Origin of the sequence: Mucilaginibacter sp. L196 (assembly GCF_009765905.1) — a bacterium.
Taxonomy (GTDB): Bacteria; Bacteroidota; Bacteroidia; order Sphingobacteriales; family Sphingobacteriaceae; genus Mucilaginibacter.
Map to the genome: position 1 here is coordinate 11,991 of NZ_LMUO01000002.1, position 19,167 is coordinate 31,157.

At 38.5% G+C, this 19,167-nt stretch carries 19 protein-coding genes and 1 tRNA gene; 12 read left to right on the top strand and 8 right to left on the bottom strand.

Going from position 1 to position 19,167, the window contains the following annotated elements; genetic code table 11:
- Positions 1 to 29: 29 nt before the first annotated feature.
- The 3 genes from hutU to GSQ74_RS00050 are packed head-to-tail and all read right to left on the bottom strand — an operon-like array spanning position 30 to position 3,734.
- Positions 30 to 1,706 (bottom strand): urocanate hydratase, encoded by a 1,677-nt coding sequence (hutU, locus tag GSQ74_RS00040; protein ID WP_254060775.1) that lies wholly within the window; start codon positions 1,704 to 1,706, stop codon positions 30 to 32.
- Complete coding sequence (gene hutH / locus GSQ74_RS00045) at positions 1,681 to 3,243, bottom strand: histidine ammonia-lyase (protein WP_158988782.1); 1,563 nt, start codon at positions 3,241 to 3,243, stop codon at positions 1,681 to 1,683. The genes hutU and hutH overlap by 26 nt, the downstream gene beginning before the upstream one ends.
- A complete protein-coding gene (locus tag GSQ74_RS00050) occupies positions 3,240 to 3,734 on the bottom strand; it encodes a MarR family winged helix-turn-helix transcriptional regulator (RefSeq protein ID WP_158988784.1) in 495 nt (164 codons plus the stop codon). Before GSQ74_RS00050 ends, hutH begins: the two co-directional genes overlap by 4 nt.
- Positions 3,735 to 3,840: 106 nt before the next feature.
- On the opposite strand from GSQ74_RS00050, the gene GSQ74_RS00055 reads away from it, so the two are divergent.
- Entirely contained in the window at positions 3,841 to 4,287 is a 447-nt protein-coding gene (locus GSQ74_RS00055; protein WP_158988786.1) for a GNAT family N-acetyltransferase, read from the top strand.
- A gap of 35 nt (positions 4,288 to 4,322) precedes the next feature.
- On the opposite strand, the gene GSQ74_RS00060 is transcribed toward GSQ74_RS00055, so the two are convergent.
- The 3 genes from GSQ74_RS00060 to GSQ74_RS00070 form a co-directional block, all read right to left on the bottom strand.
- The gene (locus GSQ74_RS00060; protein ID WP_158988788.1) at positions 4,323 to 5,303 is read right to left on the bottom strand and encodes a YeiH family protein; all 981 of its coding nucleotides are present in this window, start codon (positions 5,301 to 5,303) and stop codon (positions 4,323 to 4,325) included.
- A gap of 108 nt (positions 5,304 to 5,411) precedes the next feature.
- Positions 5,412 to 6,122, bottom strand: coding sequence for a DUF2931 family protein (locus tag GSQ74_RS00065; protein WP_158988790.1), 711 nt, complete (start codon positions 6,120 to 6,122; stop codon positions 5,412 to 5,414).
- On the bottom strand, positions 6,119 to 6,421 hold the full coding sequence (locus GSQ74_RS00070; protein ID WP_216846642.1) for a hypothetical protein: 303 nt from the start codon (positions 6,419 to 6,421) through the stop codon (positions 6,119 to 6,121). Before GSQ74_RS00070 ends, GSQ74_RS00065 begins: the two co-directional genes overlap by 4 nt.
- A 321-nt stretch (positions 6,422 to 6,742) precedes the next feature.
- On the opposite strand from GSQ74_RS00070, the gene GSQ74_RS00075 reads away from it, so the two are divergent.
- Complete coding sequence (locus GSQ74_RS00075; RefSeq protein ID WP_158988794.1) at positions 6,743 to 7,393, top strand: hypothetical protein; 651 nt, start codon at positions 6,743 to 6,745, stop codon at positions 7,391 to 7,393.
- On the opposite strand, the gene GSQ74_RS22950 is transcribed toward GSQ74_RS00075, so the two are convergent.
- Together GSQ74_RS22950 and GSQ74_RS00085 are read right to left on the bottom strand one after the other, a co-directional pair.
- Positions 7,334 to 7,570: a phage integrase SAM-like domain-containing protein gene (locus tag GSQ74_RS22950; RefSeq protein ID WP_158988818.1), complete on the bottom strand. Its 237-nt coding sequence runs from the start codon at positions 7,568 to 7,570 to the stop codon at positions 7,334 to 7,336. The two genes, GSQ74_RS00075 and GSQ74_RS22950, sit on opposite strands and share 60 nt — an antisense overlap.
- 73 nt (positions 7,571 to 7,643) lie before the next feature.
- Positions 7,644 to 7,717: transfer RNA gene (locus tag GSQ74_RS00085), tRNA-Ala, on the bottom strand.
- 254 nt (positions 7,718 to 7,971) lie between these two features.
- On the opposite strand from GSQ74_RS00085, the gene GSQ74_RS00090 reads away from it, so the two are divergent.
- The 10 genes from GSQ74_RS00090 (at position 7,972) to GSQ74_RS00135 (ending at position 18,214) form a co-directional block, all read left to right on the top strand.
- Entirely contained in the window at positions 7,972 to 8,388 is a 417-nt protein-coding gene (locus tag GSQ74_RS00090) for a hypothetical protein (protein WP_158988796.1), read from the top strand.
- A gap of 5 nt (positions 8,389 to 8,393) precedes the next feature.
- Positions 8,394 to 9,428, top strand: a complete 1,035-nt coding sequence (locus GSQ74_RS00095; RefSeq protein ID WP_158988798.1) for a hypothetical protein — start codon at positions 8,394 to 8,396, stop codon at positions 9,426 to 9,428.
- Positions 9,409 to 10,821 carry a glycosyltransferase gene (locus tag GSQ74_RS00100; protein ID WP_158988800.1) on the top strand — a complete coding sequence of 471 codons (1,413 nt, stop codon included), beginning with the start codon at positions 9,409 to 9,411 and terminating at the stop codon, positions 10,819 to 10,821. Before GSQ74_RS00095 ends, GSQ74_RS00100 begins: the two co-directional genes overlap by 20 nt.
- A complete protein-coding gene (locus tag GSQ74_RS00105) occupies positions 10,818 to 11,501 on the top strand; it encodes a glycosyltransferase (protein ID WP_158988802.1) in 684 nt (227 codons plus the stop codon). Before GSQ74_RS00100 ends, GSQ74_RS00105 begins: the two co-directional genes overlap by 4 nt.
- A complete protein-coding gene (locus tag GSQ74_RS00110) occupies positions 11,476 to 13,137 on the top strand; it encodes an ABC transporter ATP-binding protein (protein WP_158988804.1) in 1,662 nt (553 codons plus the stop codon). Before GSQ74_RS00105 ends, GSQ74_RS00110 begins: the two co-directional genes overlap by 26 nt.
- Positions 13,118 to 14,212 carry a nucleotidyltransferase family protein gene (locus GSQ74_RS00115; RefSeq protein ID WP_158988806.1) on the top strand — a complete coding sequence of 365 codons (1,095 nt, stop codon included), beginning with the start codon at positions 13,118 to 13,120 and terminating at the stop codon, positions 14,210 to 14,212. Before GSQ74_RS00110 ends, GSQ74_RS00115 begins: the two co-directional genes overlap by 20 nt.
- A gap of 663 nt (positions 14,213 to 14,875) precedes the next feature.
- The gene (locus GSQ74_RS00120; RefSeq protein ID WP_158988808.1) at positions 14,876 to 15,256 is read left to right on the top strand and encodes a hypothetical protein; all 381 of its coding nucleotides are present in this window, start codon (positions 14,876 to 14,878) and stop codon (positions 15,254 to 15,256) included.
- Positions 15,257 to 15,372: 116 nt separating this feature from the next.
- Positions 15,373 to 16,083, top strand: a complete 711-nt coding sequence (locus tag GSQ74_RS00125) for a DUF2711 family protein (protein WP_158988810.1) — start codon at positions 15,373 to 15,375, stop codon at positions 16,081 to 16,083.
- A 343-nt stretch (positions 16,084 to 16,426) separates the two neighbouring features.
- Positions 16,427 to 16,861, top strand: coding sequence for a DUF6438 domain-containing protein (locus tag GSQ74_RS00130; protein WP_158988812.1), 435 nt, complete (start codon positions 16,427 to 16,429; stop codon positions 16,859 to 16,861).
- 429 nt (positions 16,862 to 17,290) lie between these two features.
- Complete coding sequence (locus tag GSQ74_RS00135) at positions 17,291 to 18,214, top strand: hypothetical protein (RefSeq protein ID WP_158988814.1); 924 nt, start codon at positions 17,291 to 17,293, stop codon at positions 18,212 to 18,214.
- Positions 18,215 to 19,167 lie beyond the last annotated feature (953 nt).

The following is a 19,167-nucleotide window of genomic DNA, read 5'->3' on the forward strand; positions in this document are numbered from 1 at the left end:
TTCTGACTTCCGGACTTTCCGACTAAATTTTACCACACCTTCAATTCAAATCTACCCGCCCATTCCTCAGCCTTTTCATACCCAGCATCAGCATGACGGAAGATACCCATTGCGGGGTCATTATGCAATACACGTTTCAGACAAGCTGCTGCACGCTCGGTACCATCAGCCAGAACAACCATGCCTGCATGCTGCGAATAGCCCATACCCACGCCGCCGCCATGATGGAACGAAACCCAGGTTGCACCGCCAGCCGTGTTCGACATTAGGTTTAATAATGGCCAATCCGATACTGCATCCGAACCATCTTTCATGGATTCTGTTTCCCTGTTTGGCGATGCTACTGATCCGCAATCCAAATGATCACGACCAATTACAATCGGCCCTTTTACTTTGCCGCTTGCTACCAGTTCGTTAAATATCAAGCCGGCCTTTTCACGTTCGCCCATACCTAACCAGCAAATCCTCGCCGGTAATCCCTGGAACGATATTTTTTGCTGTGCTTTTTCCAGCCAGTTTATCAATGGCTTATTTTCGGGGAAAGCTTCCATCAGAGCCCTATCTGTAACATAAATATCCTCCGGATCACCGGATAATGCTACCCACCTGAACGGCCCCTTACCCTCACAAAATAATGGACGAATATATGCCGGAGTAAATCCCGGGAAATCATATGCATTTTGCTCACCGCCTTGCTTGGAAAATTCGCGTAGGTTATTACCATAATCAAAAGTGATAGCGCCTTTTTTCTTGAGATCCAGCATAAAACCAACGTGGCGGGCCATGCTTTTTAGGGATAGTTCTTTATATTTTTCAGGATTGTCTTTGCGCAATTCAGCTGCTTCGGTTAACGACAAACCATTTGGTATATAACCATTCAAAGGATCATGTGCCGAAGTTTGGTCGGTTAATATATCAGGGATGAAATTATCTTTCAATAACCTTTCCAGCATATCACCTGCATCGCTTACTAAACCAACCGATAAAGTTTCACCTTTTTTCATCGCATCTTTTACCCAGGCGATGGCTTCATCATAACTATGTGTTATTTTATCGATGTATTGCGTGTCAACCCGTTTTTGTATACGTGTCGCATCAATATCGGCACCTAAAAATACACCACCCGCCATAGTAGCCGCTAATGGCTGTGCGCCACCCATGCCGCCGATACCTGCGCTTACGATCAGCTTACCCGTCAAATCATTATTAAAATGCTGACGGCCGCACTCAACAAATGTTTCGTAAGTGCCTTGCAAAATACCTTGTGTACCGATGTAAATCCAGCTACCGGCCGTCATTTGCCCGTACATCATCAATCCTTTTGCTCGCAATTCATTAAAATGCTCCCATGTTGCCCAAGCGGGCACGAGGTTACTATTAGCGATCAACACCCTTGGCGCTTGCGGGTGGCTGCGGATAATCCCCACTGGTTTACCCGACTGCACTAATAGTGAATGCTCTTCATCCAACTCTAACAATAACTCAATAATCTTACGCAAGGCTTCCGGGTTGCGGGCAGCCTGGCCAATGCCACCGTAAACCACCAATTCATCGGGATTTTCGGCAACCTGTCCGTCAAGATTGTTTAGCAACATACGCAATGGTGCTTCGGTTTGCCAGCTTTTGGCATGCAATTGCATTCCGCGCGGCGCTTTGTAAACCGGGTGCTTCGCGTATTTTTCAATAAATTCCGAACTCGTCATCATGATTGAGATTAATATTATTGTTTAATGCGGTATCATTGGCTAATGCCTGTAATGACCCGTTAGTAATTAGCTGGTGTATCTGGTTAATATCTGTAGCAAAAATGCGGTCTTCATGAATAAAAGGTACATATTGGCGGATATAACTGTGGCAAGCTTCAATAACCGGCGTTGATTTTAATGGCCGCCTGAAATCCATTGCCTGCGTGGCATAGAGCAATTCAATAGCTTGTATATATTCTAAATTATCTATCACCTGGTGTAGCTTCCGCCCACTGATTGAACCCATAGAAACATGATCTTCCTGTCCCAATGAAGTCGGTACACTATCAGCACTTGCAGGGAAACAAAGTGTTTTATTTTCGGTAACCAAAGCCGCGGTAGTATATTGTGGTATCATCAATCCCGAATTTAGTCCGGGGTCATTGGTTAATACTTTTGGCAAGCCATATCTACCTTCACTCATCAAATAACAACGGCGATCAGCAATATTACCAAGTTCGGCTGCTGCGATGGTAGCATAATCCAACGGCAATGCCAATGGCTGCCCATGAAAATTACCACCGCTGATGGTATCATTCGCATCAAAAATTATTGGGTTATCGGTTACGGAATTAAGTTCTATCTCTGTCAGCTCTTTTAAATGCAGCCACGCATTGCGGGATGCACCATGCACCTGCGGCATGCAGCGTAATGAGTAAGGATCCTGTACCCTATCGCAGTTCACATGCGAATTACATATCTCGGACTCACTCAATAAAGTAAACAAACGAGCGGCAACTAATTTAGTCCCTTTAAAAGGTCGGATGGCATGTATCCTCGCATCAAAAGGCCGGGCTGATCCCATTAAACCTTCTAACGACATAGCGCCTATCAGATCAGCTAAATTCAAAGCATCATTCAACCGCTGCACCGCTTTTATAGCGAATGCAAGAATAAATTGCGTTCCGTTTATCAGCGCCAAACCTTCTTTAGGACCTAATATCAGCAGTTCTAAATTATGATCTTTTAATACTTTCCCTGCCGGGGATTTTTCACCCTTTACAAATACCTCGCCCAAACCAATTAATGGCAAAAACAAGTGTGATAGTGGCGCTAAATCACCTGATGCCCCAACTGACCCCTTTTCAGGTACTACCGGGATAACATCATGATCTATATGCCAGATGATCCTATCCAACGTTGCCGGATTAATACCCGAATAGCCTTGTGCCAGGGCATGTACTTTACTAATCAGCATCAGTTTAGCAATCTCCTGCGGGATGGGCTTGCCAATACCCACGCTGTGACTTTTCAGCAGGTTGCTTTGCAGGGTGCTGGTATCTTCCTCGTTAATATGGGTATCGCAAAGCGGCCCGAAACCGGTGTTGATGCCATAAACAGGCAACTGCGCGTGTACTATTTTTTTTACTTCTTGGTATGACGCTTGTACGCGGGCGGCAGCTTCATCGCCAATAATACCTTTGGTTTTTCCGACTGCAATATCCAGGCAAATGCCGATGGTTAAATGATCGGTTCCGTAATTAAATTTGCTGCTCATTGCATTCCGTTTTTTAATTTATCCGTGATCAATCCCGCAAGATTGGTGCGCTTAAAAGTATTTTCGAGCGCGGTTATAGATGATAACAGTTCGCTGCAACCGGGTTCGCTTGCAACCAATTGTTCCATCGCCGCGGTTACCGCTTCCCAAACCGGCATTATTTGTACAAGTAATTGTTTACCGCTATCGGTTAACTGTACTAATTGTTTCCGGCCGTCCACCGCGCAAGCGGCGCTGGTTACCAGTTTCTTATTCTTCAATCCGGTTATTAGTTGACTTGCAGCCGGATGCGACACCTCAATCTGCTCGCTTAATTCTTTAATAGAAAGCGATTCATTTTTCGACAACAAATAAAATACCGGGAACCAACTCGCATCAAAATCAATGCCCTTATTTTGATAGGCACGATTAATTTCAGATAGAAATGCCTCGCTCAAACGCCTCAATCTACTACCTAACACTAAGTAACCCAGGTTTTGATATAAATTCATGATGCAATTTATATAAGTACTTATATAAATCCAAATATCTTAATAATTATTATTGTTGCACGTTTTTATCATCCCGATATTTTATATTCACAGCAAGAATATAGTTATGGAATTTATTACTCTCGTAAAATCATTTGAAGAATTATCGCCGACTGAACTTTATAAGATTTTAAGGCTGCGCAACGAAGTGTTTGTTGTTGAACAGAGTTGCCCTTACCAGGATGCCGACAACAAAGACCCCAAATGCTACCATTTAATGCTTTTAAAGGATGATGGGCTGATGGCCTATGCGAGATTGGTACCTCCGGGATTATCGTTTCCTCAAATGTCTATTGGCAGGGTAATTACCAGCCCAAAGGCACGTGGCACAGGAGCCGGCAGGATATTAATGAACACTGCAATTGAACAATGCCATCAATTTTTTGGCGAAGGCCCCATACAAATAGGAGCGCAAGCTTATCTGCTGAAGTTTTATAGTTCGTTAGGGTTTAAAGAAGTTGGGGAGATTTATGATGAAGACGGCATCCCACATATTGATATGATAAGAGCATAATCCCGGTAGTTTTTACCGGGATCATACTCAAAATATTATGCCAGATGCATAACCGCATACAAAGCAGTTATAGATATTGCAGCCCACAAAGCAACTCCCTGCAACAAGGGCTTAAACCCTACCGATACCAATATTTTACGTGACAAGCCTGCACCTATCAAAAACAAGGTTAATGTTAAACCCATTTTTGCGATGGTAACCATGTACGGACTAATCATTTTAACAACTGGTAAATAAGTATTAGCTACCATGGCTAAAATAAACAAGCCTATAAAGTATGGTATGCTGATCTTCTTTGATTTGTTCTTAAAAATAAATGTTGACATGAATGATACCGGCACAATCCATAATGCACGTGCAAGCTTTACGGTTGTTGCAACCTCTAAGGCATGTGTACCATACTTGCTGGCAGCGCCTACTACCGAGCTGGTATCATGTATAGCAATTGCGCACCATAACCCAAATTGGGTTTGAGAAAGGTTAAAATGATGCCCGATTATAGGGAAAATAAACAAGGCAACAGAATTAAGGATAAACACGCAACCCAATGCCACTGAGATCTGCTTTTCTTCAGCCTTAATTACCGGCGAGATTGCCGCTATGGCACTACCGCCACAAATAGCTGTACCTGCAGAAATAAGGTAAGAAGTTTTCTTTTCGATATTTAACCATTTTCCCATCAGGTAACCAAATACCAACGTTCCGGTTATAGATGCTATTGTAAACAATACCCCTTCTTTACCCGCTTGCATAGCGGTGTGTACATTCATACCGAAACCAAGGCCAACTACCGAAAATTGCAACAATAAGTGAGTGGCTCTATGATTTAGATGTAAATATGGATGCCCCGTGAATTGGGCAATTACCAACCCCATTAATAAAGCAATTGCAGGGCTGATAAACGGCGTAAGACATAAGACTATACAAATTATAAATACAGCTTTACGGGTGCCTTCATTTACATTAAGTAACAGTCCGCTGGCTTTATGAGTTAATTGTTGATTTTGAGTATACATAACTATTTGTTTTGTAGCTCAAAGATCCATCAATATTTGATGTAATTTTTATCACTATTTAAGATTATCAATAACTATATGTTATCGATAATTCTATCATAACCATTACTAATTACCAAACTGCAAATAACGAGTGGAGCTATCTGCATAGTTGGCGTTTTTATCTAGCCCACTGGCAATTAGTTTTTTACAGGAATCAGGAAGATTTTCATCAAACGCTTTCATATAGGTATCTGCAAAATAGAATTGATGATCGTAGTCCATTTCCTCTTTTGGTTGCCAGGAATGAAGTTTATAAGTCAATAGTTTTTGTTCAAACTTATTACCCTGTAGCCATACAACAATTTGGCCTTTGTTAGCTATCCCGATCAGAAACATCAAACCTTGAACATCTCTGCCAGATTCTGCCGATAATGTTTTGTAAATATTCCTTTGTCCGGCGCGCTCAAAAACAGCCGCTATAACCTTTGAAGGCAATGCTATTGTGTCATTGTAAAAGGCATTTTCCCGGTAAGAAGCATATTTCAACACCAATGCCTTAGGCAAGCGTTCCTGGGTAGTTGATCCGTCAACATCGGCGTCACCCCAATGATAGGCATGGCCATTTACTTGTTCATGGTTTATTTGCCCCTGTTCATCACCTTCAAGTATAAAATATATATCCTGAACATAAACAGGATAAGCATAAGGCGCAGTTACTGATGAGCTGTAATAATACCGGGACGAACCGTGAAAGTTATAAATTTTGATGGTTGTAATTATCACCAGCGCAGTAAGCGTAATGATATAAAACCAGTTTAGAATATTTATCTTTTTCATCCGTGTGAAAATCCATAAGCCATGCCATTTGTAATGGCATATAACAAATAGCCAATGATGCTTAGTACGATGAAAACCGCAAAAACAATACGTGCCAGCCAGTATTTTTTGTCACGGTACGTAAAAACAAACCCAGCCATTAATACAGTTGATACCAGGGGTAGCAATAACCAATTCAGTAGTTTATGATTTTCATCTACATAAGTACAGCTAAGATAAATGAAAGCCAAAAATATGTTACCCATAATCAGTAAAGCACTTATTGAACTTTGATCAATTGCCTGTTCTTCGTTTTTCATTTCAGCATAGTGAATATGGTCTACTTTAATCAATAAACAACAGTTGCTGTTGCCAAATTGTTTAAACAAGCCACGATAATGATTCAATTAGTCCTTTAACCTACGGAAAACAGCCTGACAGTCACCCATATTTACAGCGACTGGTACAGCTTTTGTGCAATGTAAGGAAGTTTATTATTTGAATTACAAAAACAATACACACAGGATAACGGAAAAGAAACCTCATTTTAATTTGTGTTTGGAAAAGTAGGTGGGGTATACAAAGCGATAAACTATTATAGTTCCTGGCCGTTAAATTAATAGGACAATTAAACAACAACTATGAAAAGGGTGCTATTGATATCGGGTGTAAGTTTGCTTGCCTTAGGTTTGATATTCGGAAAGCTTATTGGTAGATATTTTATGAATAAGGTTGATAACCCCGATACCAGTGTGAATAACGGCCAGACTTATGCGGCTAGATATATTGCTGATTGCGATACTTTGCAATTGGTGATGAAAGATTTTAAAGATTCAACAAGTACTTTTAAAGTAAAAAGCACCGCTGGTCCATTTTCAGATAATGACCAAACATATGTAACTCAACACAAAGTAGTATTTTATGATTCGCATTATAAAAAGGATTTCAGCGTACTATACTTTTTCAATAAAAGTAATTTAGATGAGGATTTCAGAACATATATAAATTTAAACGTTGACAGTGTTGAACATATAGCAGGTACTGTTAACAAGCACGAAATGGCTGACGCTACTTATGGAGATAAGCAAAAACCCATACCCGTTTTATATTTTCACTCAACCACTCATAACAATACGCCATACTACGATTTAACTCAGCAGGATAAAGGCTCGTTCATCGGCAGCGAAGGTCAATTTAGAATCTGGATGCTGCACTATAACGTGTGGCACTATTTAAGTTATGTAAAAAGTAAAGCAGATTTTGAAAGGATGTTTGGAAAGCAAACGGAATAGTAGTTTGTTGACCGAATACTTCTTTACACCAAAGGGATAATTTTCTTGCTTAAAAAATTTGTAAGCTATATCAAGATTGACAACTCTCTGTATATTTCCGATCTTAACACTTATAGATGTATCCTTCAGTTTCTTTTCATTTCGTAACCAAGATTCAAAATTCTCTAAAAACCTAATGCTATTTCGAGGGCATTTTCAACAAAAAAGCTCATACCGAAAGTATTAAATACCTCAATATGAGCTTATCAAGTGGAGAATATCGGAGTCGAACCGATGACCTCTTGCATGCCATGCAAGCGCTCTAGCCAGCTGAGCTAATCCCCCATGATGGGGTGGCAAATATATCATATCCTGTTTTAATATAAAACTTAATTGTTATAAATTTCTAAAACAGGCCTTTACTGGGCTGGGAGCAAGACAGACTAGGGGCTGATATCAAATTGTTAGGAGTTGTAATTATGTGCGTTATGGTTGGCCTCTCACTAATTATCTAATATTTATAGAATTGCTCCCAATTTTAACATTAAAAAAATAAGCTTCTTTTTTGTAAATTTACAATCATTTTTCAATCAATCCCTATGTATTTTTTAAATCCACGACTCGCAGCTGATGTATTTGATGGTGAGTATATTATTGCAAATTTAGATACAGGACTCTATTATAGCATTCAAGGACTAGCTGTATCCATGGTAAAGGCCCTACCATTTCAAGATCAGAATCAGGTGATCCGATTATTGGCAGATACGTTTCCAGAAAACGCTATCACCATTGAAACAGAGCTTTCCGCTATTTTAAAAGAACTGCTAAATGAAGAGATTGTCAAACAAGAAAGTACAGCAACTTCAACCTCAGACCCAACTTACAGCCTGCCAAGCGAATATGTCCCTTCTCGTTTTAACCGTTATGCAGACATGCAGGACTTATTAATGTTAGACCCAATACATGATGTTGACGAAGATGGATGGACCGTTCAAAGTAATGACCAACAAAAATAAAGCAATTGACTCCCAATAAATACTTCGACGAGGTCTTATCTTTATTTGAAGCGATTCCCTCCTACCATACCGATCAGCTATCGCTTGCAAATCGCAGTATACATTTGCGTACACCGACAATGGATTTGCGCGACCGGCTTCTGCCGTCTTTAGCTCACCTTATTGATATAAAAGAAATAAATCAACCAGACTTAACCATCTGGTATGCCGAAGACAAACATTTACCTCAAAAGCTTAAGGCACCACCCTGGCATGGGTTTAATGCACAAGGGTTTAACGATACTATTTGCCAGGATGATATACAGGTATTTTTTCAGCCTTGGCAAACACAACTATTTCTTTATTCAAAAAGTAAACGTACTGGCATATACTGGACTCGAAAAACCGAAGATGTGCCATGGTGGGAGTGTACCTTTTCTTTTAGAGTTCTATTTCATTTTTGGACAAAGGACTTGCCCGCGCAACTGGTACATGCCGGTGCAATGGCAAAAGACGGATTGGGTATATTAATTACCGGGCCAAGTGGCTCAGGGAAATCAACTTCTTGCCTTAACCTCCTTAGTGCCGGTTATGATTACTTAGGAGATGATTACGTATGGATAGAACTAACCGGCCAACCAAAAGTATTTTCGCTTTATCAAACTGCTAAAATAGAGCCAGAAAACCTTCAACAACGTTTTTTAGACTGGAAACCATACATTAAAAATAAAACAGAATATCAAGAGCAAAAAGCGATTTTCGACATAAATGATCTGTTTCCAGAAGCAGGAATCTCTTATTCGACCATAAACGCAATTTTACTACCTAAAGTTGCTCATCAGGAAATAACCAAGTTTGAAAGTACAAATCCATCGAGTGCACTTATGGCCATGGCACCTACTACACTTCACCATTTGCCCCACAACCGGCAAACGTCTTATCAAAAGTTAATGCGCATTTCTTCTGCGCTGCCAGCTTACCATTGGCACCTTGGCAACGATACAAAACAATTTGTAGCATCATTCGATCATTTTTTAAAACATGAGCTTTCATCAAATTAGCATCATCATCCCAACCCATAACAATGGAGGTGAGTTACGAAGAGCAATTTTAAGTTTGATAGCTCAGGATGCACCCAATGGCTATTCTATTGAAATAGTTATTGTAAATGACGCATCTGGCGATGAATACCTTGAACAATTAAATCAGTTGATAAGAGATTTTCCGGTATGCAGGTTGTTGCATATGAAAAGAAAATCAGGCCCTGCCGCAGCGCGGAACTCAGGTATTCTATCGGCTAAAGGTAACCTGATCGGATTTCTGGATGCAGATGATGAATGGCCCCCAAATAAACTGAGCCTTCTATTACCTTATTTTGAGTCAAACGAAATAGCGGTAGCGGGTGGCAAAATAAAATACATGGTGCAGGATGGATTACCTGATATAAATATGACTTTTGAAGACGAGGAAAGTAGAATTACCCATGTACACTTGGGTGCATTGCTGGTCAGAAAAAACTTATTTGAAAAAGATCTGTTTTTTGACGTTTCGTTAACCTATAGCGAAGATGTGGATTGGTGGTGTCGCTTAAGAGAAAAAAATATCGGTATCGTTATTTCTGAAGCCACAACATTACTGTATCATGTGCATGGAAAAAACATGTCAGTAAATAAAGGTATAGACGAGTTACAGCTTTTAAAAATTTTGCACCAGTCCGTTAAAAGAAGAAAGAACAACCTACAAAGTCAATTCATGCCACAGGTAAAAGATTTCAGAATCGATCAGGAAGACCCTTTGATTAGCATTATTCTCCCGCTTTATAATGGGAAAGACCTTATCAAAAAAACCTTAGATAGTGTATTTAACCAGACTTATACTCACTGGGAGCTCATTATTGTTGATGACGGATCTACAGATAATGGTGCCGACTTTGTCGCGGCACAATATCCACAAGCGATAATTATACGACAGATAAACGCAGGAGTAGCGGCTGCACGTAACACTGGTATAAAGCATTCCAATGGTGAAATCATTGCCTTCTTAGATCAGGATGATGAATGGATTTTTTCCAAATTAAGAGAACAATGGGATCTATTGAAAAAGGATCCTTATTGTGTTTTTGTTACTTGTAATCAACGCTTCATTTGCCACGATGGCGTGACGCTACCAGCTAACTTTAGTGAAAAATTAATGGAAGAACATCGTGCTTTTGTACCAAGTGCTTTGTTGATTAGAAAACAGGCCTTACTTAGTGTGGGCATGTTTGATGAATCGCTTGAAGTGAGCAGCGATTTTGAGTTGATTCGGAGACTCCGCAAAGCAAAATACAAGGAAAGTAATGTAGATAGGCTATTACTAAAAAAATGGTTCCATGGAGATAACGCGAGTCAAAATAAACCAGTATTACGCAAAGAAATTTTAGGATTATTATACAGACAAATAAAAGAGCGATGAACTATCCTGATATCGATGTTATTATAGCCGTTTATAATGGTGAAAAGTATATTGAAGAAGCCATTGTGTCGGTACAGGCACAATCCTGGAAACAGGTGAACATTATCATTGCTGATGATGGTTCAACCGATAATACCTTGTTGATTATTTCCGAATTAAGTAAAACAGACAGCCGTATTAAAATATTAGCAGGCCAGCATCAGGGTGTGTCTGCTACGCTGAATGCGGCGATAAACTATTCTGCCGCCGGATATATTGCTTTTTTGGATGCAGATGACTTATGGCATGAAGAGAAACTGGAAAAACAAATGCAGGTTTTGACCAAAAGCGTGGCAAAAATTTGTTTTTGTCTGACGCAAGAATTTGAAAGTTTTAATCAAGGTGGTCACAAGACACATAGTGCACGGCCGGAACCGTTGAAAGGATATGCGAAAACCTCATTTTTAGGTGAAAGAAGCATTTTTAAAACGTATGGACTATTTGATAAAAACGTGTCAATAGGTGATTTTGTGGATTGGTTTAGCAGAATAATAAGGGCTGAAGAACCTGTTATTATGTTAGACGAAGTACTGACCTTTCGGAGGGTACATCAGCACAATACCACTGCTTCGGCACCTAAAAATGCATTTCTAAAACTCATAAAAACGCATTTGGATGAAAAGAGAAAAAATGCAGGGTAATAACAAAAACGAATTTGATAATAACTTCAAATACTGGTTTCGCTTTTTTAACTCGATGCCCAGAAAACAATTGTTGTTGTCCATTTTTTATGGCGCATCGCGTGTGGCTATTTCTGCAGCCTGGCCTTTTTATTTATACCGGTCACTAAAAGAAATTGGGAAAAAGACCTATACTCAAATCCTGATTGATCTTACTTTAGTGGCATTTATGCTGGCACTAATTGCTATCGGTACGCACTTGCAATCAAAAATAAATATCAAGATACTAAAAGAATTCACCCTTGAGCTCATTGATCGGATATGGAAGAAGATGAATGCTCTTGATTGGCTAACCTTCCACAGAAATAATAGAGTATACTATTTTGATATGCTGATGGTTGAAACTTGGCGCTTACGTGCCGGAATGGCTGCCTTACTGGAATCACTTATTATAAATAGCCTTATTGCTGGTGTACTTAGTCTGTTTATCATATTCATCAGTTGGCCATTGTTCTTAATCTGTTTCGGCGGATTATTATTGATGGGGATTGGCCATTATATTTCAACGATAAAAACCAGGCCGCTCTTGAAACAATTTCACCATGCCTGGCGAGCGCAGCATCATTGGATAGCCAAATGTGTTGATCAGTTTGATCTAATCAAAATGGACAGGGCCTACGAAACCTCAGTAGCATCTAATTTAAAAAACTCCAATCTGTTTTTAAACTCCAATACAAAATTACTTACAAGCCAGGCAGAATGGCGTAATATGAACCAGTTACTCGCCAATATTGTGCGTATTGCAGTTTTCATCATTGGTATATTGTGGGTTCGCCTGGGTGTTGTAACCCTTAATGAGTTATTGCTGGTGTTACTTGTTGTTACCATAATACAAAGCAACGTTATGCAAATGCCAGCTGCACTAAACAGTTTTATAGAAGCACAGGAAGCACTAAGGGCCATTTCGGCTTTTTTTACCTTAAATGACGAACAAACCGATATTGAACATCCGTTAAGCAAGTTGCCCCCCATACAAAAAATGGTTATTCGTGATCTGTCCTATTGCTATGATGACAAACCTGCTATTGATCATGTAAATATCGATTTAGAAGTTGGTAAAATATATCTATGGAAGGGATACAATGGTAGTGGCAAATCAACAGCAGCGCACATTCTGTTGGGATTGCTCCATCCACAACATGGAAGCCTGGTTATTAATGATCTTGTAATAGATTGGAAGGATTTGAGACATTTGCGATACCGCTTTGCCTTTTTAGATCAGGATTCGCCCATATTTATGGGTAGCGTTAAAGAAAATGCACTATTTGGGCATACAGAACCCGAAAACGCATGGAATAAGCTACAGGGAAGTTGGTTGTCGAGATTACTGCCAACTTCGAATCAAGCAGCACATCGCATGGTGGGCGAAAGAGGGGAAGGCTTATCTGGCGGCGAAGCCAAACGGGTTGCTTTGATACGGGAACTATTGCGTTCATCGGAATTGTTAATTCTGGACGAGCCCCTTAATCATCTGGATGAGTATGCCATAAATGAAATAAAGCGGGAAATTTTAACGATTAAGGCTAAAACCATTATCATAATTATTAGCCACCAAACTGGCTTTGAAAGCATTGCAGATGAAATTAAAGAGTTTTGACACCATTGACAATTTAACCAGGGCGCAGCAATTAATGATTAGAGCTTGCCTTGCTATTGTTAAGGAAGAACGTGAACATGCTGTTCATGATTGGGAAGATGAGGTGCTGATCGATGACCTTGATTTCAGCTCATCCCGGCTTATACCTTACTTTTTTTATGGCAACCAGCAACATGGAATTATCTCCAGGCACGACAAGCGCTTGAAAGTTATTTATAAGCATTGGTGGTTGAGAACCCAACATATATCCCACCAGCTTAAAAAAGTTGAGGGAGCACTTTTTGAGGCGGGAATAGATGCTGTTATTATTAAAGGAGCATCTATAAAAATGCACTATGAGCGCGAGGAGCTTCGGCCTATGGCTGACTTTGACCTACTGGTAAAACCTTCGGATCTGCAAAATGCCCTGCAAATTGTTAAAAATTTGGATTACTTACCACACGAACCTTCAGAATTTGTTTTACAAAAAAGCACAAACCTATTTCTTGATTTCAACCATGCCATCTCCTGTGCACACAAGAAGAACGATACCCATATAGATCTGCATTGGCGGGTAGGGTCACGCTGTTCTATGCGATTTTCAGATGATTTATGGCTTCATCTGGAAAACTATAGCGGCCTTACGCATGCCAGAAGGCCTCAACTTGCTTACGAAGTGTTTATGCTTATTATACATGCTGTGAATTATGGGAATAGAGATAACTTAAACTGGATCATCGATATAGCTGTTATAAATATTAAAGCCGACCGATCTTTTTGGAAAGAAGCCAGAGCATTGGCAGTCGCAGAAAAAAAAGAAGATTTATTTGATTATGGTTGCTCTGTATTAATAAAATTTGGCGTTTATGCACCCGACCCGGGTTCTGTCAAAAAGCCACGTGCTCTTATTTCTATAGATCCGGACTACGGGCAACAGATGAGTTATATGAAACTGACGTATACAAGAATTTGGAATTTAATAACCAGTGTAAATCGGCTACTTCCTCATGCTAAAGTATCCGATAAACTATACCAAAGTATAAGATATACACGCTTTGTCCTTATCCGGAGAAATGCCAGATCTATTAAATCGTAAATATAATTTTTCTACTTCGAACAATGAAGTTGATTCTCCAACAATTTCTGCCTTGAAAATATCCAGCAGTCCGTTTCACCTCCCTATTAAATTTGGATACTACGGAGCCTGCGATCACCTCGTTGCGAAATAGCAAACACATAATTCCGTAACACTTTGACCATGTTAATTTATTGATTGTTAATTGCGATTTTCTTAATTGCAAACACAAACTGATGGTCCAAAGCGCACTGGATATCATGGTCAAGCCTCCCGGAATATCCAAATTATTCCAACCCTATCCCGAACGCCGTTAAATTGAGTTTTCTTTGGATAAAGTTGTAGCAGAACGTGAGTGAGTATAGCCATGCGGATGTTTTACAAGTGCAGCTGTACAAAGAAGTATTAGCGGGATAGAGTGAGTACATAATTGCAAGCAAAGATTTGTGATTATTTATAAGCCTACACTTTTAAATAATCAAGCAAGATGATACTGCTTCAATCCAAATAATTAACACCCTCTATAAATGTAAGTTTTCGTTTTTTCTTGGATTGATATTTTACTACAGTTTATTAGATGGGGTATAGAACCCATTTTTCACTAAAAGTATAGCAGATTAACATGATTCAAATCTGAAACTTTAAAGCTAAGGGTTACCTTCTATCCAAGTAAGTATTAATGATATGGATGAAAGAAAATGGACTGGTATCATAATCTGCATTTTAATATTCTTAGGCTTGCTTATTTATTGCGGAAGCTATTGGAATAAAAAACGATGCCATACCCTTGCTTATAAAGATTGTAAAGTTCGTTTTCATTATTACTACAACGTTGACACAATGGATATGGCCTACCCAATAGCAAATAACAAGCTAGCTCTTTGCCTTTGTCAAGCATATCTTAAAACTAAGGATAAAGACATATCCAGACGTATCATGCAAATCTATAGAGCTTACGATGTCCCTTTTGGAATTGATAGCAATAAGTATGGAATCCATCCCGGAATAGACACGATTGTGAAATACCGAACCAAAGTATTTGATACTGTTATTTTGCTAGACTAACACTATCACTGCGAACTCGTCATACTGTTTATACGAGTACATTTTTTTATCAAAGGGTATATACATTTACCTTATAAAATAAAAATGTGCTACCTTAGAACAACCTATCAAACCCAATGGCACAAGATCAAACAGTAAACTCAGCTAAGGCATCTGCTATCAATAAGCCACCTTTTGAAGCGAAGCATGATTGTATTTGTGCACCCGCAGACACACCTATCCTGAAGTTTTACAGGGGCTATTTCGACTCGGTTTACATTATGTTGCATCCATTCTACAGCATGAATGATAAAAAGGAAATTACCAAGACTTATACATGGGCTGAAATGGTTTCATTAACAGGGTTTAATGATCTCAACCAGTTGGATATAGCGATGAGAAATAGTATAGGTGGGCTTAATAAAAATTGGAAGAACGAAAAGGATGTAGAAATTCTACAAACTGTTTGCACCTTAAATGATATATGGATTCCCTCTGAGGGGCTTTTCCAAGACTCCTTAAGAAGTGAGATGCTATTGGGCATCCAGGAACAAGGGCATCATTATATGTTTGTAGCAGATGGGTATGGATACGAACGCAAACTTACCTATATACCTGATTTCCTAATTAAGGATGATATAGTGCTGGAATGGAGCGGTCGCGAAAACTGGTATACCAATAAGAATGAAATTCTTTATACTAGTCATTGGGATAGCCATCATACATTGCTATGTTCCGATAAAGAAACAATAGAATCTATACTTTCTAAGCATCCATTTGAAGGATTTTATTGTGATGCAGAAACTGAAATTTACTGGAGCTGTCAAGCGTATGAAAAAAGGAATTAGACTTAACTAAAAAAGCAATGGCACAAAACAAACCTATTGACACAGGAACGTATGTTTACTTTATAAGGTACAGAAAGTTATTGACTGCAATGTCTGTTCTCGTCTTATTATTTATCCCTTTTTAAATATATGATGCTCCACCTTTTGATGAGACCCCTAAATATCAAGACATCGGCTATTGCCTTGACACACTTTTGATGTGTGTTGCCTGTCCTATATGGATACTCTTTAATGTTCGAAAGGCCAATAAAGCATACAACAATGAAGAGGAATGGAAAAAGATGTAAAAGGGTTGAAGCTAGCAGTAATAATGTCTGTGTTGATTGTCTTTCTAAGTTGGACTATGTACGTGCCAAGAAAGAATGAGATCACCAAAATCGAGATAGCAACAAGTGGGTGTTATGGTACTTGCCAATCTACAGCTATTAGCATTGACAACAATTTAAATTATAAGTATTACGGTGGAAGATATGCAAGTTTAAAAGGTTATTACTTGGGTAAAGTAACCAAAGGATTTTGGGACACCTTGAACATGAAGTTGGAACACATAAAATATAAACAGATGGATACAACTTACAACGTAAACATAGACCTTCCTGAAACAGAATTAATAATTCACTACAATGGACTTGTTAAGCACATTCAAAGTGATTTCTTTCGTAAACCGGATAGTATATGGAACGTTGTGAATTGGCTAAAAAATAGCTATCAAAAAGTAAAGCTTCATGAAACAAAGAAGAAGATACAGTTCCAAACCAATGCTCAAAACAATCATTAAAACCCGTCAGACATGATTGGGTTTCTTCCACCATTTAAAATGAAAACATGGTGAATTAGAGAAATTACTAATTGTTATTCAAACTATGTAAGCTTATAAGAAGTGAGGATAGAATACTAAAACCATCCTTCCCAATCAACGCATTTTGCTACAGTTGCAAAAAAAGATATTAAGAACCCATTTTATTGAAGAAGTGTAGCAAATAAATCATATCCAAAAAAGTGTTCACCCTAGTATAAAGTGTTTTCTGAATCATTTTTGGATATTCAATTCGGGATTTGAGCAGCCTGTATGGCTATCTATTCCGTTTCCTTTCTTGATTGCTACAAACCTAGGCTGAGCCGCATAATTATTTATTTACTTAATTAAAGAAACACATCTTAGAACAACAATGTATCATCAAAGAAATAGCTTACATTTGTTTAAGCCTTGCCAATCTCAAATCAATTAATTCAATCAAACCTTACGGCCATTAAATCTATTTTACACCAAACGTCAACATTTTTTACTTTGTTTTTTTGCGCGCTTACAATTTTTACATCATGTAAAAAAGGCCAGCAAGTTACTCCCAGTAGTGCTGTATTGAAAGTTTCTGGTGCTGATTATGTGTGGGGCGATCTGTCGATTGACAGAACTACCGGATCGGATGTCATTAAATATAATGCGAACGGAAATATTGATAGTGTAGTTTCTTATGACGCAAACGGACACCGTACAGGAAGCATAATACTTACCTATAGCGGCAACAAAATAACACTGAACACAATGTACGATGATACATATGAACTTGATGCCGTCGGAAGGGTTATAAGCCATAGTTCCCAGCAAATACAAAATGGCTATAATTTTATTTCAACTGAAAACTTTACCTATGATGCCAATGGTTATTTAAATAAGGTAACAATGGCTGAGAACGCTAACCTATCGGGCGTAAGTTCCGGAACAACAATATATTCAGTTATTAATTATGAAGTTCAGAATGGCAATTACATAAAATTCGCTTTATCAAATACCACTGGCGGAACAGTAACAAGGCAATACAACTTTACCTATAATTCAAGCGTTAAAATAAATGGTTCTTATGCGTTATTCGCCCCTATATTTTCTAACAATACCGCTTCAAATATTGATAAATACCTTAATTACGGCAAAATATCAGTAAACTTACTTACAGGCGTAAATTATACCATTGTTAACCTTGACAATAGCGTTTCAACAGGTCTATTTAATGTGGTTACAAAACTCAACGACGATAACTATTTAACGCAGTTAAGCCTTACGGGTAACGACCCTGCCGGGTTTTCTTCAGATAATATATCACCATTGCCCCGGAGCATAAAATTCAGCTATTAATTTTAACTAATCCGCATTCCAAAAACAAAATGCTGACGGAGGATCAAGGAACTCTCGCTCCCGCAAGTTCGTAACTCACGGTTGTATAGTATTATTCCTTATTTTCTGAATTGACTTTCCGACACTTCTTGACCTTACTATTTATAAGCCCAGACTTTCTAAAGAAGCGTCCAATAAGCTCACTATGCGCATTTTCTGAATGGATGGTATATAATATACTAAGTGAAATAAAAATGTCCGAGGCAGGACACTAAGGTCATTTAACATTTTAAGGCTATAAAAGATACGGATAGATACCCTGTTGCAGTTCTACAGTTTCCATTAATTATTAAAAGTTTGTAACTCTCTATTCACTTAACATTATAAGCTATGACATAACAAAACCTAAACATTAATTATTACAATAATTAACTAAATTCTTTAACAAGATTGGGTTTGCATGTGAAAAGAACTAAGAAAGGTCAAAAAGTGGCTTTAAAGCTGTGTAATGGTGGGGATTACGGCTACGCATGCCATGCACACGCTCTAGCCCAACTGAGTTAATCCCCAAAGCTGAGTGGTGAATACATCATATCCTATTTAAAATAAAACGCAATTTTTATAAATTTTAGGTAGAGGTTCTGATGCGATTTTAGTGGCGCTCACTTATATCCAATCTCTATAAATACCCACCATCTGGTGCAGATACAACATATTTCGTTTTTTATAAATGTTTATTAAACATTTTCAAATATTCAAACAAGACAAGAATACATACCAATATAATACCTTAACTTATTTAACTTATTAAATTAATTTATAAAGTATTAGGATCTTTCATTTTTTTTCAATTAGTTTGTTAAACAAATGAAATCCTGAATCTTGAATGGAACTTAGAACTAAAATTGTTAAAAGCGCCGAATTGAAGAACATAATTATTAAGCGCCTTTATTTTGACAAAGCTTTGTCTTGTG

What these genes read in the sequence shown, in the direction of transcription:
- hutU (WP_254060775.1), bottom strand. Translation starts at nt 1,706, where the DNA reads ATGATGACGAGTTCGGAATTTATTGAAAAATACGCGAAGCACCCGGTT.
- hutH (WP_158988782.1), bottom strand. Translation starts at nt 3,243, where the DNA reads ATGAGCAGCAAATTTAATTACGGAACCGATCATTTAACCATCGGCATT.
- GSQ74_RS00050 (WP_158988784.1), bottom strand. Translation starts at nt 3,734, where the DNA reads ATGAATTTATATCAAAACCTGGGTTACTTAGTGTTAGGTAGTAGATTG.
- GSQ74_RS00055 (WP_158988786.1), top strand. Translation starts at nt 3,841, where the DNA reads ATGGAATTTATTACTCTCGTAAAATCATTTGAAGAATTATCGCCGACT.
- GSQ74_RS00060 (WP_158988788.1), bottom strand. Translation starts at nt 5,303, where the DNA reads ATGTATACTCAAAATCAACAATTAACTCATAAAGCCAGCGGACTGTTA.
- GSQ74_RS00065 (WP_158988790.1), bottom strand. Translation starts at nt 6,122, where the DNA reads ATGAAAAAGATAAATATTCTAAACTGGTTTTATATCATTACGCTTACT.
- GSQ74_RS00070 (WP_216846642.1), bottom strand. Translation starts at nt 6,421, where the DNA reads ATGAAAAACGAAGAACAGGCAATTGATCAAAGTTCAATAAGTGCTTTA.
- GSQ74_RS00075 (WP_158988794.1), top strand. Translation starts at nt 6,743, where the DNA reads ATGAAAAGGGTGCTATTGATATCGGGTGTAAGTTTGCTTGCCTTAGGT.
- GSQ74_RS00090 (WP_158988796.1), top strand. Translation starts at nt 7,972, where the DNA reads ATGTATTTTTTAAATCCACGACTCGCAGCTGATGTATTTGATGGTGAG.
- GSQ74_RS00100 (WP_158988800.1), top strand. Translation starts at nt 9,409, where the DNA reads ATGAGCTTTCATCAAATTAGCATCATCATCCCAACCCATAACAATGGA.
- GSQ74_RS00105 (WP_158988802.1), top strand. Translation starts at nt 10,818, where the DNA reads ATGAACTATCCTGATATCGATGTTATTATAGCCGTTTATAATGGTGAA.
- GSQ74_RS00110 (WP_158988804.1), top strand. Translation starts at nt 11,476, where the DNA reads ATGAAAAGAGAAAAAATGCAGGGTAATAACAAAAACGAATTTGATAAT.
- GSQ74_RS00115 (WP_158988806.1), top strand. Translation starts at nt 13,118, where the DNA reads ATGAAATTAAAGAGTTTTGACACCATTGACAATTTAACCAGGGCGCAG.
- GSQ74_RS00120 (WP_158988808.1), top strand. Translation starts at nt 14,876, where the DNA reads ATGGATGAAAGAAAATGGACTGGTATCATAATCTGCATTTTAATATTC.
- GSQ74_RS00125 (WP_158988810.1), top strand. Translation starts at nt 15,373, where the DNA reads ATGGCACAAGATCAAACAGTAAACTCAGCTAAGGCATCTGCTATCAAT.
- GSQ74_RS00130 (WP_158988812.1), top strand. Translation starts at nt 16,427, where the DNA reads ATGTACGTGCCAAGAAAGAATGAGATCACCAAAATCGAGATAGCAACA.